Genomic DNA, 13,674 nt, shown 5'->3' with positions numbered 1-13,674 from the left:
ACGCCTTGGCTTTTCAGCCAAGGCGTTTTTGGTTTGATCTTTGATGCCAGTATCGACACTGGCTGGAGGCAATCAGAAGCCCCTAGCCGCCTAAATTAATCCGGCGTGAATTGCTCAAAGACCTGCTGTCCGGTCATTTTTTCTGTTTGGTTATTAAACTCGTAATAACCGGGCTTCTCATCAATGAATATTTCGCTGATAAGCTGGAACGCCTGATCCTGGAACAGGCCTGCCGGAAGAATATACTCATTGCTGGGTAGCAGGTGATAGAACAGATGCGTCCCGCAGGTTGCGCAGAAGCCCCGCTCCGCCCAATCAGACGAACGGTAAGCGGCAGGCTCAGCACCAGAGAATTCCACCGAACCACCGCAATGCACAGCGAACATAGGCCCACCCGACCAACGCCGACATAGAGAGCAATGACAAACACTGACCTGCTCGTGGTTAGGCGCAGTCACTTCGATGGAACCGCAAAGACATGTGCCTTTCATTGCAAACTCCCTTACCGTTAGCCCCCCATTACAGTTGCTCTTGTGATGCCGACGAGAGCTAAGCTGCTGTAGGCTCATTGAACAATATTCTGTTGGAAAACGGATCTACCACTTCAAACACCCTATCGCCCCACGGAGCTGTGGTTATTTCCGGTCGGCTAAACTTCTAACCACGGGCTAAAATCTCGCGGTACAAGCCTTCAAGATCATCAGTATTCACAAACGTTTTAGCGCCAGGGGAGCAATCCCCAGAGTGTTCACTGAGATGAAAAACCAGATCACCTCGGGATACCTGCATATAGACAGGAAAGTCTGCTTCGAAGCGATGCTCCCAATCAAGCGACATCCCCAAAAACTCAAGATAGAACGCCTTGGCTTTAGATTCATCAAAAATTCGTATAATCGGAATGGCCTGAAAATGCATTTATGCTCTCCTTACAAACAGCGCTTTAACGAATGGCTAGCCAGCTCTGGTTAGAAAGCCTAAAGCCCTCTTTACCCTTAGGCGTTCGATTTAAACAGGAGCAGAATCGCTCTCTACGCCATAGGCATGGCGAATATACTCAACGGCTTCAGCCATGCCATTAAGAACCGCTGTCGCTGAATGAAAGTTTTGCTGTTTAGACATTTCCGTGGGTAGTGCCAAGCAGCTTATGCCAGCTCGAAAGGCGGCTTCAAGACCATGTTGTGTATCTTCAATGGCGAGACATTCATCCGCAGCAACGCCAAGCCGTTGAAGAGCCAGAAGATAGCATTCAGGTGCGGGCTTGCTGTCTCGGACATCATCGCTAGAAACAATCGTAGAGAACTTATCTTCAAACCCATTGGCCTGCAGCGTTTTTTGAACACCATTTGCACTAGCGCCTGTCACCACTGCCAGCTTCAAACCTTTACTGTGGAAGTAAACAATAGCCTCTCGTACGCCAGGCATTAGCGGGAATGCTTGGTTAGCAAGGTAGTCCTGCGTCGCGGCGTTCTTCGCTTCTATAAGTTGATCAGGGGACGCATCAATCCCAAACCTCTGCACCATATCCAGGGCATTGGCACGCGTTGGCAGGCCTGCATAGTAGGTTTTGTACTGCAGCTCGGACAATTCAAAGCCATATTGGCTCAGAATGTGTACCCACATTTGAAAATGGATGTGTTCAGAACTGACGATCGTCCCATCGTGATCTAGCAAAATTGCGCGAAGTGCCACAAGACCTCCTAGAAATAGAGCGTTTAAAACCCAAGGCAAAGCTACTATCGCATGAGCTGCAAGATTGAAAATATGACAAGCTAATTGTTTTGTACTTCGAGTCGGAAACCACAAGGGTGTTTACGAGTAAGCTATTCACTCACTGCCCTGAAAAAACGAAAACATTAAGACTCCAATCTTGTCCTCAGCAACTCCTTAGCGATTGCTTTGGCTTTTACGGCAGCTTTTAAATCCCCCATCACGTGGGCCTGAACAGTCGCCCCTTCTTTTAAAGTAGCTACCGCTTCCGACAACGTAGTCACCGTTTTTTCATCAACGAATATTTGTGAAATATACCCGCTTATCAAGCCAAGCATGGCTCTTTTATGGCTAGCGCACTGTTGATGCACGGGATGACTTAAGTCACTGAATTCAGCACTGACATTGATGAAATAACAACCATGAAAAGGATAAACTAGCTTCTCTCTCTCATTAAACCAATCATCTAACGCATCGAACAAAGCAAAAATTGCGCTTTGTCCATCAGGTGCGCCCTGCGTGCGCCCTTTAATCCAGGAAGAAAATTGTCGGTCACGATAGTCAACCGTTGCAGCGATAAGGGCTTCTTTACTGGAGAAATGATGATATAGCGTTTTTTTTGCCACACCAGATTCAGCAATGATCCGGTTGATACCAATGGCATGCACCCCATAGCGATAAAATAGGCCAAAGGCGACCGAGACTAACTGCTCTCTTCTTTCCACGGCAAAACCTCTCTTTCATTTTAGTGCAACATATTGACGCGCAGAGACCGATCTGTCTACCATACCCAGGTAGACAGATCGGTCTCCTTTGTTTCAATTTTTAGCCCTAGGGTGCATCCATGAAAATTTCCCAGTATTTACCTGTTCAACAGAAAGCAGCCCTGCTCGCTGGCATTGGAGCGACCGGGTGCATAACAGCGCTCAGCTTTCTAAGTTCACACAGTGACGCGTTATGGCTAATGGCCCCCTTTGGCGCCACCATGGTGATACTGTTTGGATTACCCGCCAGCCCATTAGCCCAACCACGCAACGTGATTGCGGGTCACTTAATAACAGCGGCGTTAGGACTGATGGTGGCTCATTTCTTTGGTGTGTATGAATGGACACTGGGCTTAGCAGTCGGTTTATCGATAGTCGCTATGATGCTTACCCACACCATCCACCCGCCTGCAGGTGCTAATCCCCTACTGATTATGCTAGCGGGAGAGCACTGGCATTTTTTGATCACTCCCGTAGCGTCTGGAGCCCTTCTGATTGTGGGATTCGGATACGTGTTTCACCGGTTTATTTCAGGGCAACCGTACCCCAAGCAATGGTTTTAGTAGAAGAGGATCGTAGTGCAGAACCAGTGTTCATAAGCAATAATCTTAATCCGTTTGTTCGTGGCATGCTTAGCTGTGCTTTTGAGTGCTTTTATTAGCACTCAAAAACCACTGCCCGCATACTTTATCTTCTTATATAGTTCACCGATAAGTTTGACTCCCACTATCAAGCCCACACCAAGTACAATGACGACGAGAGAACCATAGGCAATACTACCTGACCAGATCCACTGACTAATCGCTGCGCCAATATGTTGCAAAGTGAGATAAACACCTATCAGAAAACTACCTGCACGGACTAGGCCTAGTTCGTGCAGTGATAACTGAGAGTCAGCGTTATTAGCTGGATGAATTTTATTAGCCAGCGGTTCTGCCACTAGCCAAAGTACAGCGCCGACAATAAGAGGCATAACCATCATTGCTATCAGGGTGGCTAACCACTCGTCATAGGATTCTGTCGAGCCTGGGCCAAACAGCATCGGCGCTAGGGCAAGTAGCGGATTAAGCGCAATATACAGCGCTAAAATGCGTAACAAGATAATAGAGAAAGCTTTCATAGAATATGTTCACACTCCCTGTGACTTACATCGATATAAACGCCACATGATGAATAACGGCGGCTGACGATATTATCCTAGTTATTTACCACCACTATTTCACTTAAAACAGTGACCTCTCTTCAAGCACACTTAGCCAAAGTGCACCTGAGACATAAAAAAATCCCCCTTGGCACTTTCGGGCCAAGGGGTACCAGTTACGTCAGCAACATCGCCTCGTTTTTCAGTTCGACGCACAGACCTACTACCCGGTCGATGGCTTGCCGGCTGAAGAATGCTAGGCTTGAACATATCGTCCAGGCGATTGGCGAACAGCACATCACGCATTCAGCCTTTCAACTGGTCATGATCGGCTTTCACAAGTTGCGCTTTTACCCAGTCAGGCACCTCACCAAACTGTAAGGTAAGCAACCGCATAGTTTCACGTGCTTCAGCTAAGCGCCCTTCTTGCCGACCTTCTTGACGCCCTTCCAAGCGTTCTTTCTTGACCAAGTTTTCTAAGTTCTCTGCCAACATGTCTTTATCCTCCATCAGGCTGTCAAGCCGATCCAGTTTGACCTCTGTGCCCAACCGGTACAAATGTCGCTTGAGCCAGCGTGGCGGCGCTACCCCTTAACACACCACTCAGGGGGTGACATCGGTGGTAGAGCCATCGGGGAGCTGTACGGTTTGTGTGACTAGCCAGACGATATCGTTGGTGAGCTGGGCGGTTTGCGATGCTGACAACGCAATACGGTACCACTGACAGTCTACTGCCATGGATATCCATTAAACAGAAACATAACGCCGTAACCAATAATAGCAAAGGTGATTACTATTCCTCTTGCCACAGGCCCATCCGATAAATCAGCACCACCTCCTCCAACATTCATATTTTTATCGTATAAAAACGCCACGATTAACTGCCAAAACAATCCATGCCCAATACAAACGCCAGAGAAAAGCTCCCACTCCCCCCAACCCCCCAAAACTTAATGACAGCATTTATCATAGCCACTATAGCCAAGGTAATTGAAATATATAAGCGGTAGCGATTACGCCACTGACCCCATGCTGAGTTACTGTCTGGGTTACTCATCTTCCAGCCCCAGCATGTCTTTTCCATTATTTAAAACCGTATTCCAAACCCCAATCAAATCAAAGGTTGCATTCAACCTGCTGGCCTCCACCTTTGATACCCCCCCAGCCTTTGCATACGCTTCAAAACCAAACATCAAAGCTTCTTTCGAAACTGCATCAGTAATTTCTCCTTTTAAGTACCCTGATAACAAACTTGCCCCCATACCCATTGTCGCAACCCCAGCACCTACAGCTCCAGCAGGGTTCATTACCACCCCGACAGTAGCCACCGTACCTAAATCACCCAACGCCTTGGCATCCACGGCCCTCTCCCATGCCTGCGCTGCAGGGTCGCTATGGTCAATGTTAGCGTTCCGTCTGACGCATTCTGCATCTCCACATGAAAAATGCGGTACGTGGTAAATCTTGCCATCCACCACATAGCTGACCGTGTAACGGCCTTCTTCATCCAGCGGTCGACCCGTCAGACGGTCTCGCGGCTGACCAGGGGCTGCCTCTTCTGGTGGTAGCTGATAGACAAGCGCCCGATAGGGCGAGCCTTCCCCACCCGTCTGCTCGATGATGTAGCTGATCAGCTCAGGTGGCGTGTTCTTCGGTATTTGCTGGATCAGATAGCGCGTCGTGCCGTCCTCTCCGGGGGTTGCCATCCAGTCGACGTCACCCCCAGATTGAGTAGCGCTACACTTTAGAGTCCGATCCTATGCTAAGGAGATTGGACATGAAGAAGCGTTTCAGCGAAGAACAGATCATTGGCTTCTTGGGCGAAGCGGAGGCGGGACTCCCCATCAAGGAGCTATGTCGTCGGCACGGTTTCTCGGAAGCAAGTTATTACCTTTGGCGCAGCAAGTTTGGCGGCATGAGCGTCCCCGATGCCAAGCGACTGAAAGAGCTTGAAGCCGAAAATGGACGCCTGAAAAAGCTGCTCGCGGAGTCGCTATTGGAGATGGAGGTCACTCGCGAGGCGCTGAGAAAAAAGTGGTGAGCGCCCCGGCACGTCGAGACGTGGTGCGTTTTATGGTGTCACGTGGCCTGAGTGAGCGCCGAGCGCTCCGTGTCATGCGTATGAGTGCCAGTGCATTGCGCTACCAACCGGCTCCTGACCGCAATGAGACATTACGTGAACGCATTGTTGCCTTGGCACACCGACATCGTCGTTACGGCGCGGGCATGATCTACCTGAAGCTGCGTCAAGCCGGTGAACAGGTCAATCACAAGCGCGTCGAACGCCTCTACGCGGCGGCTCGGTTGCAGGTAAAGCGACGCAAGCGTAAGAAGATTCCCCTGTCTGAACGCAAGCCCCTGGGCCGCCCTGGCGCTGCCAATCAGGTCTGGTCAATGGATTTTGTGTTTGACCGCACGGCGGAAGGGAGAGTGATCAAGAACCTCACTATTGTCGATGACGCCACCCATGAAGCCGTGGCTATCGTGCCTGACCGTGCCATTGACGGGCTGTCGTTAACACGGATTCTGGATCATCTAGTGCTACAACGTGGCCTTCCAAGTGCCCTTCGTACGGATAATGGGAAGGAGTTCTGCGGACGCGCCATGCTGACGTGGGCTCATCAACGTGGTGTTGCCCTGTTTTTAATCGAACCTGGAAAGCCCAATCAAAACGCCTACATCGAATCGTTCAACGGGCGTTTTAGAGACGAATGTCTAAATGAGCACTGGTTCACCAGCCTGCATCACGCGAGAGTCATCATCGAGGCGTGGCGACGGGAATACAACGAGGAAAGACCGAAGAAAGGACTGGGAGGATTAACGCCTTCCGCCTATGCCGAGCAACTGGTTTTAAAACACGATAAAGTAACGTCAGACTCTAAACCCGGGTGCTACTGAAGATGGGGTGACGTCGCAGTCACCGCCATAGTCAAAATAGGTGTCATCAACGGCGGTCACATCCTGTAAGTCGACGATGATGTTGGAACCTGGGCTTTCCTCCAACTCGTCGTTGTACATGGCTCTGAGGGCATCGGCGATCTGTTCTGGCGTGTACTCGCTGCCTTCGGCCAGCTGTTCCGCCAAGGATTGCTCGAAGCTATGCAACTGGCGATTATTGACATCAAGATTGAACGCCATTGCACCACCTTGGGCGCCGCCTGTCGCCGCACCGGCCAGGGTGGCAGTGAGCGATTCAAGCCCTTGGCGCGCCTCGTCCGGTAGATTCAGCTCATCCGTGAGACGTTCCACTTCTGCCATGAGCACTGAACTGGTCAGTGCTCCCGTCGCTCCGTCCACACCGCCACCGGCCAGGCCGAGCAACGTATGGCCCGAGGTGCGGTAAGCGCCACCTTCCGCCCAACGTGCCGCTTCTTTCAGCAATGCAGCACGTGTTTCAGGATCATTGGCGTTTTGTGCCTCACGCCATAACTGGGCTTCCTGCTGGCTGGCGTAATCCCCCCATTCTTGGCTCGACCGCGACCCAAACTCTTGGGTAATCGTGGTTTGAGCCTCAACGTCTTTTCTGACGCTTTCTGCATCGAAGATCGGGGCAATGCCGGTGTCTGCGTCGCCGGTGCGGGCGTCCTGATTACCTGCCAGGCCGCTGATGGCGGCAACCGTGGTGCTGCTGGCGTCGCCGTCGTCGCGGCCGGTGCCGATGCCGGAGAGACCGGTGCTACCTTCGCCACTTCTGAGGCCAACGCTGGTGCTTTCAGCATCAAACGTGGCGTTGTTGGCGATATCGCTAACGGTGAGCGCACCACTTTCTATTGCCTCACTGGCGGTTTGCCCGGCGGTGGTGAAGCGGTTGCGGTCTTCATCTATCGCGGTTTGGGTGCTGGTGATAGCCCCGCCCGTTACCGCCGACATTGACCTGGAAGCCGCCGTCGCCGGCGCGCAGGCCGCTTTGCTCATTGACGCTTTGGAAGTCGCTATTGAGCTTGGTGCGGCTGGCGTTGAGGCTGGCGGGGGGCTGCCCTACGCCGATCAGCGGTACGCTGAGACTTCCGCCACTGCTTTGGTGGCGTTCGCTGTGAGTGGCGGTGTCTTGCAGGCTTTCAATGGTCAGGTCGCCGCCGATGTTGGTGGTGATTTGCGGGGCGCTGACCACGGCACCTTGCAGGGTGGTGTCGCCACCGCTGGTGAGGATGACTTGGCTGCCTGCGCTGACCTGGGCCCTATTCCCATAAGTTTTTCTCTTAATCAAGTCATTTTTTTCACCACTGCTAAAAACTCGCAAAGTGTTTCTCTAGCATCATTTTTATATTTTTCCTTCCAGACCACACCCCACTCCTTAGGTCTGCCATTTTGCTCCCACTCTGCCAAAGCCAATGAATTTACCAACTCCATCTCAAACCAAGCGCGGTCGTACTGTTCTTGTAATTTCACATCCACCTTATCGGCAAAAAACTCTGTCTCTGCGACAAAATCAGCAAAGTTAAAGATGCTATTCAGAGCAGTTTCAGAATTAGCTTCAATGTACTTTCTACTCATATCATCGACCATACCTAGTTGTCACAACATCACCCTGACGATTAATTACAACACTTATATTATTCTCAGAGCTATGAAAAACTGTGGTTCCTCCTCTGCTGGGGTAGGACTGCCCATTCCGGATCGTATTTTCCACTACTGACGGGAGGATACCTCGATCCTGCATACGATCAAGAGCATGACCAGAGTATTCACGTCCACCAATGTTTGTCGATTCATTTCGAACAGGTTGGTAAGAAGGATTTTTGGGCTGATTCAACTGGAGGCGCTTACTGCCTAACGGTAACGCTCCCGCCGCCACAGCAGACAAAACTGATGCCTGCTCAACATCCAGCCCATGCCGTTCCTGAAGGTACTGCGCAAAGCCTTCCTGCGAGACAATGGCTTCAGCTTCCATATATTGGCTAAGGAGCGGCCCAGCATCTAATCCTAACTGCCAGGGAATATCTCGGCCGCTAAAGCCATCCAGTGCATCACGGAACTGTTCCCCATCCTCGACTAGGCTCTGATAGTTTGCCGTACAAGCCTCTGCATCAGTAGCACATAGCGCAATCAGTTCATCTTGCTGGGCGATACTGAGTGCCCGGAATTTTTCTTGAACTTCGTCACAATCACCACGTGCTACACAGCCTTCAAGCTCATCGATATACGCATCGACTTGATCATGCCGCAGATAATTATTCACCACCTCATTAAACGCCGCCGCGCCGCCTTGGGTGCCACCCGTGGCTGCACCGGCAGCGGTGCTGGCCAGTGCCGTGAGGCCGTCGGTGAGGGTGTCGTCGAGGCCGGCGTTTTTCAGGGCACTCGCGATGGCCGGGGCGCTGAGGGTACCCACGGCGGCCCCCGTGGCACCTTGCGTTCCGCCGGTCAGTGCGCCGATGGCGGTGTGGGCGGCCAGGCGTTTGGTGCCGTTGTCACCCCAGTCGCTTTGTAGCTGATCGGCCTGGGCGTTGAGTTGGTTGGCGCGTTCTGTGTCACCCGCGGCCTGAGCTGCGTCGGCTTGCAGGCGTTTGAGTTGCGCTTCCTCGAGCTTGGCTTGGGCAGTGTCGCCGACTAACTTGCTCGCCCGCGACCCAAATTCCTGGGTAATCGTGGCTTGGGCCTGCACGTCTTTTCTGACGCTTTCTGCATCGAAGATCGGCGCAATGCCGGTGTCTGCATCGCCGGTGCGGGCGTCCTGATTACCTGCCAGGCCGCTGATGGCGGATTCGGTGGTCCTGCTGGCACTGCCATCGTCGCGGCCGGTGCCGATGCCGGAGAGACCGGTGCTACTTTCGCCGCTATCATTTCCACCACTGCTTAAGCTAACACTGATACTTTCCGCGTCATAGGTGGCGTTGTTGGCGATATCGCTAACGGTGAGCGCACCACTTTCGAGTGCCTCGCTGGCGGTTTGCCCGGCGGTGGTGAAGCGGTTGCGGTCTTCATCTATCGCGGTTTGGGTGCTGGTGATAGCCCCGCCCGTAAGATTGGTGGTACCGCCCACGTTGACCTGGAAGCCGCCGTCGCCAGCGCGCAGGCCGCTTTGCTCATTGACGCTTTGGAAGTCGCTGTTGAGCTTGGTGCGGCTGAGGTCAAGATCGAGCGAGGGCGTACCGCCGGTCAGCGGGATGCTGGCACCGAAGCCGCTGCTTGAGTGGCGTTCATCGTGGACGGCAGTGTCCTGCAGGCTTTCAATGGTCAGGTCGCCGCCGATGTTGGTGGCGATTTGCGGGGCGCTGACCACGGCCCCTTTGAGGGCGGTGTCGCCGCCACTGCTGAGAATGACCTGATTGCCTGCGCTAACCTGGGTGTTGTTGAAGAAGGTGCTGTCACCGTTGCCGTGGCCCTTGGCACGGCTGGCGTCCAGGTTGAGGGCAATGCCATTCGTGCCGATGCCCAGCCCAATCCTGCCACTGCTGCTGTTGTGGCTGTCGCGCTGGGAGACGGCATCGGCGCTGGCCAGCAGGTGGATATCCTGAACGGCGTTGAGCTGGAGCTGTTGGCCCGCGTCCAGCTGGCTGCCTTGTACGGTGATGTTGCCTTGGCCGTCTCCTTGGCCGAGGGCGTGAATGGCGAGGTCGCCACCGGCGGTGATCGTCGAGCCGCGGGCAGTGTTGCTGCTCGCTTCACTGTTGCTGCGGCTTTGGCTGGAGCCCAGGCTGATGTTGAGGCTGAGGTCGGTGGCGTTGCCGTTTGTTATCTGCTGCTGAATATCCTTCACTGCCAGGGCGGTGTTGGCCGCTGCCAGGGCTTGCATCCGCGGGCTATCGGTATTGCCAGCCGCGTCAATCTGGCCCTTGATGCCTTGGGCGCTGTCCATCACGGGGTTGCTGAGGGAGAGGCTCAGCCCGCTCTGTTTGAAGCGCTGTTCGGTTCGGCTGTTACTGGTCTCACGGCCTTCGAGGATGTTGACCGTGTTGGCCCCGATCAGGATATCGCCGCTGGGGGCCAGCACGTCAGAACCGATCTGGGTGTAGGTGTCACCCGCCGTGAGGGTGACGTTGCCGCCGATGCTGCCCACGGTGGTGGGGGCAACGAAGGGGGCGGGATTGGTGGCATCGGTCATCTGCCGCTGGCTACCGAGGTTAATGCCAAATCCACCGCTGAACAGGCCACTTTTTTTGCTGCGGCTGAAATGGCTGTTGCTCAGGGTGTTCTGTTCGGCATCGAGGGTGAGGTTGCCCCCGGCATGCATACCCAGATCCTGGTCGGCGACGATGTTGGCACCACTGACGCGGATGTCTTCCCCACTGATAAGGCTGACCGTCTGGCCGCCCAGCTCGCTGGCCAGTGCCTGAGTGCTGGCATTGTGGGTGCGGGTGACCTTGGTTTTGCTGGAGAACAGGCCACCGCCGCTTGAGCTATGCCCTTCGGCCAGGCTCTCGGTACGCTGCCCGGCTTCCAGGGGGATATCGCCGCCAATGGCGTTCAGGGCCAACGCGCTTTGAGCGTCAACGGTGGCGGCGCGCAGGTTGATAGCCTGCCCGGCGGTGAGGTTAATCGCCCCGCCGCCAGTGATCACGCTGCCGATCTCTTCGCTGTGGCGCAGGACTTCAAAATCAACCTTTAGAAGGATAATCTGCAGATATATCAACAAATGGGTTTCTAGCTAAGGTTTCTTCTATTTCTTGTTTTCTCCAAAGCCGCCATTTAGCTGACAATCCCCCTAGAAGTTCAAGTTGCTTGTCAAACATAATGCGCCGAAAATCTTGATCATTCTTCCTGTTTTCACACTCGTAATCTTGAGCCATTTGAGCTGTCACATCTCTAAATATCCAATAAAACAACTCATCCAAACATGCAGTTCTTTTTTCATCAAAAACCACTCCCCGCTCTTCCGTCACGTATCGATATTCACCATTAGTTATCTCAACATGCGGCTTGCCATTTTGAGGAGAAATATTCGAGATCACAACAAGTGAATTGGGAGCATTAATTCTCTGACCCAATGTGAAAACTTTATTTTTAATATCATTGATTTGGCTAGTCATACTAGTTCCCCTTCCTCAAATAGCCCTCGTTTATCAGCCACTGTACATTCACCCTGTCAGGAAGGTTGGGCAACATCTGCGTTCCTCCGCCGGGCTGACCGAAGGCCGGTGCAATTTCACCCTGTATAACAGGTAAGGGCTTTTGAACCTCATATATATGATGCGGCTCTGCCAAGCTTCCAGGTGCCATAGCCCTATGATCAATTGGAGTTCCCTCCGGTGACATAAATGCACCATTAGGCGAGCCATATCGATCAATGCGGGTTCCGACAGGTAAAGTTGATTCAGTTGGCTTTTCAGAAAAGCCCATATTTTCAGGCCAATCCCAGCCACTGCCATCAGCCTTTCTATATTGATCATAATATGAAGCGCCGCTCGCCTCTGCATCTGTTGCACCGGGTCTTACTCCGTGGTTGGGCACATCTTGCGTCACACCACTCCCATCCAGCCCCACTCTCCCAGGCCTGCTCGCAATACTACTCGCCACCTTCGGCAAACTCGCCGCTAGGCCGCCTGCGCCCATAATCATCGTCTGGTTTTCCAGTGCGACGCGCATGCGCAGCCTGTCGGCTTCGTCTCGTTGCCCGGCTTGCTCTAGGGCATCGGCGTGGGCGAGTTGCTCTCGGTTGTTCTCGCTGATGTGTTCTGCGGGGTTGGCCGCAAACGCTTTGATCTCGTTGCCCATCTCGCGCAGGATCGCTCGGGATTCTTCGTCTCCCAACGCGGCTTGACCGGCTAACTGGCCGAGGATCAACGGGGCGGTGGCTGAATCGACCACCATATCCGTCAGCGCTTCAGCGCCAATATGCTCCATGCGTTGTTGCTGGTGTTCTCCCCACAAGGTGGCGGTGTGCTGGTAGTCAGAATAGGTCTCTCGGTCAACATCACCGGGTTGCCAACTACTGAAGGCGGCCTCTAGCAATGAGCGTTCGTAGCTACACGCAGCCGCGCTACCACCTTGGCCACAAGCGGTTTCCAGTGCGTCATCTCGCGAGCGGTCCAACTGACGAATCGCTAACCGTTCTTCCTCCAGGGCTTGGCGCTGAGTCTCTGATAGCGCTTGCTCATCGTCCTCGAGCAGTTGATCAATCTCTTGCAACCGCTGCGATTCCTGATGACTCAGATAATTATTCACCACCTCATTAAACGCCGCCGCGCCGCCTTGGGTGCCACCCGTGGCTGCACCGGCAGCGGTGCTGGCCAGTGCCGTGAGGCCGTCGGTGAGGGTGTCGTCGAGGCCGGCGTTTTTCAGGGCACTCGCGATGGCCGGGGCGCTGAGGGTACCCACGGCGGCCCCCGTGGCACCTTGCGTACCACCTGTCAGTGCGCCGATGGCGGTGTGGGCGGCCAGGCGTTTGGTGCCGTTGTCGCCCCAGTCGCTTTGTAGCTGATCGGCCTGGGCGTTGAGTTGGTTGGCGCGCTCTGTGTCGCCCGCGGCCTGAGCTGCGTCGGCTTGCAGGCGTTTGAGTTGCGCTTCCTCGAGCTTGGCTTGGGCAGTGTCGCCGACTAACTTGCTCGCCCGCGACCCAAATTCCTGGGTAATCGTGGCTTGGGCCTGCACGTCTTTTCTGACGCTTTCTGCATCGAAGATCGGCGCAATGCCGGTGTCTGCATCGCCGGTGCGGGCGTCTTGATTGCCCGCCAGGCCGCTGATGGCGGCAACCGTGATGCTACTGGCGTCGCCGGCCGATGCCGGAGAGGCCTTTGCCGGTGCTTAGTGTGCATCGTAGTTGGCGAGGTCGGTGAAAATCGCGTCGTTGGCAACCTACCCCCATGGGTATCCATTGAACAGGAATAACGCAAAATAACCCGTCAGTGCCAAAACAAACGCTATCAATCTTGGCATACTCCCATCCTCCACTCTCACCCCACCGCCACCAAACGAAATATATTTATCGTAAAAATAAGATTGTGCCGCCTGCCCAAAAAAAAGCTGCCCAACCAATACACCAACAAAATACTCCCACTCTCCCCAAAAACGTAAAGCAGCGTTTAAAAAAGAAAGGAAAGCCATAAACCAAAGTATATAGACGCGATATTTTTTTATCACCTCTAACCATGTGCCCTTTGAACTCATAAGCCTTCCCCCAGT

General features: G+C 53.6%; 16 protein-coding genes and 1 pseudogene. 2 read left to right on the top strand and 15 right to left on the bottom strand.

From position 1 onward, the window contains the following. Positions 1-95 precede the first annotated feature (95 nt). From REH51_RS16110 to REH51_RS16095, 4 genes and pseudogenes are all read right to left on the bottom strand, one after another. Positions 96-491: a GFA family protein gene (locus tag REH51_RS16110; RefSeq protein WP_039869181.1), complete on the bottom strand. Its 396-nt coding sequence runs from the start codon at positions 489-491 to the stop codon at positions 96-98. A gap of 58 nt (positions 492-549) precedes the next feature. Then, positions 550-915 (bottom strand): annotated as a pseudogene (locus tag REH51_RS16105) (glyoxalase superfamily protein). Between the two features lie 90 nt (positions 916-1,005). Continuing rightward, entirely contained in the window at positions 1,006-1,689 is a 684-nt protein-coding gene (locus tag REH51_RS16100; protein ID WP_009723692.1) for an HAD family hydrolase, read from the bottom strand. A gap of 164 nt (positions 1,690-1,853) precedes the next feature. Next, positions 1,854-2,432, bottom strand: coding sequence for a TetR/AcrR family transcriptional regulator (locus tag REH51_RS16095; protein ID WP_009723693.1), 579 nt, complete (start codon positions 2,430-2,432; stop codon positions 1,854-1,856). Between the two features lie 119 nt (positions 2,433-2,551). Between REH51_RS16095 and REH51_RS16090 the strand changes: the two genes are divergently transcribed. Next, positions 2,552-3,034 carry an HPP family protein gene (locus REH51_RS16090; protein WP_009723694.1) on the top strand — a complete coding sequence of 161 codons (483 nt, stop codon included), beginning with the start codon at positions 2,552-2,554 and terminating at the stop codon, positions 3,032-3,034. Between the two features lie 101 nt (positions 3,035-3,135). Here REH51_RS16090 and REH51_RS16085 read toward each other — a convergent pair whose 3' ends face one another. The 4 genes from REH51_RS16085 to REH51_RS16070 form a co-directional block, all read right to left on the bottom strand. Continuing rightward, a complete protein-coding gene (locus REH51_RS16085; RefSeq protein ID WP_009723695.1) occupies positions 3,136-3,591 on the bottom strand; it encodes a hypothetical protein in 456 nt (151 codons plus the stop codon). Between the two features lie 327 nt (positions 3,592-3,918). Next, complete coding sequence (locus REH51_RS16080; RefSeq protein ID WP_498936322.1) at positions 3,919-4,107, bottom strand: hypothetical protein; 189 nt, start codon at positions 4,105-4,107, stop codon at positions 3,919-3,921. Positions 4,108-4,215: 108 nt separating this feature from the next. After that, the gene (locus REH51_RS16075; RefSeq protein ID WP_009723698.1) at positions 4,216-4,350 is read right to left on the bottom strand and encodes a hypothetical protein; all 135 of its coding nucleotides are present in this window, start codon (positions 4,348-4,350) and stop codon (positions 4,216-4,218) included. Positions 4,351-4,661: 311 nt separating this feature from the next. Next, positions 4,662-5,318, bottom strand: coding sequence for a hypothetical protein (locus tag REH51_RS16070; RefSeq protein WP_498936320.1), 657 nt, complete (start codon positions 5,316-5,318; stop codon positions 4,662-4,664). Between the two features lie 71 nt (positions 5,319-5,389). Between REH51_RS16070 and REH51_RS16065 the strand changes: the two genes are divergently transcribed. Beyond that, positions 5,390-6,510 (top strand): IS3 family transposase gene (locus REH51_RS16065; RefSeq protein WP_409559424.1). Its coding sequence is split into 2 segments (ribosomal slippage): positions 5,390-5,648 and positions 5,648-6,510, totalling 1,122 coding nucleotides; the frame shifts between segments, so codons are not numbered across the junction. Here the strand turns inward: REH51_RS16065 and REH51_RS16060 are convergent. The 7 genes from REH51_RS16060 to REH51_RS16030 form a co-directional block, all read right to left on the bottom strand. Continuing rightward, positions 6,484-7,482, bottom strand: coding sequence for a hypothetical protein (locus tag REH51_RS16060; protein ID WP_234667818.1), 999 nt, complete (start codon positions 7,480-7,482; stop codon positions 6,484-6,486). The genes REH51_RS16065 and REH51_RS16060 overlap by 27 nt on opposite strands. Next, positions 7,430-7,819: a hemagglutinin repeat-containing protein gene (locus tag REH51_RS16055; RefSeq protein WP_498936318.1), complete on the bottom strand. Its 390-nt coding sequence runs from the start codon at positions 7,817-7,819 to the stop codon at positions 7,430-7,432. Before REH51_RS16055 ends, REH51_RS16060 begins: the two co-directional genes overlap by 53 nt. Further along, positions 7,816-8,118 (bottom strand): hypothetical protein, encoded by a 303-nt coding sequence (locus REH51_RS16050; RefSeq protein ID WP_009723702.1) that lies wholly within the window; start codon positions 8,116-8,118, stop codon positions 7,816-7,818. Before REH51_RS16050 ends, REH51_RS16055 begins: the two co-directional genes overlap by 4 nt. After that, on the bottom strand, positions 8,108-11,188 hold the full coding sequence (locus REH51_RS16045) for a hemagglutinin repeat-containing protein (RefSeq protein WP_498936316.1): 3,081 nt from the start codon (positions 11,186-11,188) through the stop codon (positions 8,108-8,110). Before REH51_RS16045 ends, REH51_RS16050 begins: the two co-directional genes overlap by 11 nt. Beyond that, entirely contained in the window at positions 11,151-11,582 is a 432-nt protein-coding gene (locus REH51_RS16040; protein ID WP_009723704.1) for an Imm63 family immunity protein, read from the bottom strand. The genes REH51_RS16045 and REH51_RS16040 overlap by 38 nt, the downstream gene beginning before the upstream one ends. 1 nt (position 11,583) lies before the next feature. Continuing rightward, positions 11,584-13,143, bottom strand: a complete 1,560-nt coding sequence (locus tag REH51_RS16035; RefSeq protein ID WP_498936314.1) for a TNT domain-containing protein — start codon at positions 13,141-13,143, stop codon at positions 11,584-11,586. 204 nt (positions 13,144-13,347) lie between these two features. After that, complete coding sequence (locus tag REH51_RS16030) at positions 13,348-13,659, bottom strand: hypothetical protein (RefSeq protein WP_009723706.1); 312 nt, start codon at positions 13,657-13,659, stop codon at positions 13,348-13,350. Positions 13,660-13,674 lie beyond the last annotated feature (15 nt).

It is taken from the genome of Halomonas bluephagenesis (genome assembly GCF_054790765.1).
Note: the sequence above shows the minus strand (reverse complement) of the source record. Positions and strands in the feature narration are given on the sequence as shown.